The 244-nt window shown below is 66.8% G+C and carries 1 protein-coding gene; it reads left to right on the top strand.

Annotation, left to right across the window (positions count from 1 at the left end):
• The coding region (locus M4J07_RS47755; RefSeq protein WP_255983670.1) for a B12-binding domain-containing protein at window positions 1-244 on the top strand (244 nt) is incomplete at both ends.

The raw sequence follows: 244 nt of genomic DNA, 5'->3' as shown, positions 1-244 counted from the left end.
CTGTTCGAGGGTGCTACGGCGAAGTCGTTGAAGGCGGGCAAGGCGGAGGAGCTGGCGGCGCTGCCGCTGGAGGAGCGGCTGCAGCGGCGGATCATCGACGGGGAGAAGAACGGCCTGGAGCCGGACCTCGACGAAGCCCTCGCTTCCCGGCCCGCGCTGGAGATCGTCAATGACACGTTGCTGGAGGGCATGAAGGTCGTCGGTGAGCTGTTCGGCTCGGGTCAGATGCAGCTGCCGTTCGTGT

The organism is Streptomyces longispororuber, assembly GCF_024448165.1.
GTDB classification, from domain to species: domain Bacteria; phylum Actinomycetota; class Actinomycetes; order Streptomycetales; family Streptomycetaceae; genus Streptomyces; species Streptomyces longispororuber_A.
The sequence above is the reverse complement of the archived record's forward strand: the minus strand, read 5'-3'. Positions and strand labels throughout refer to the sequence as shown.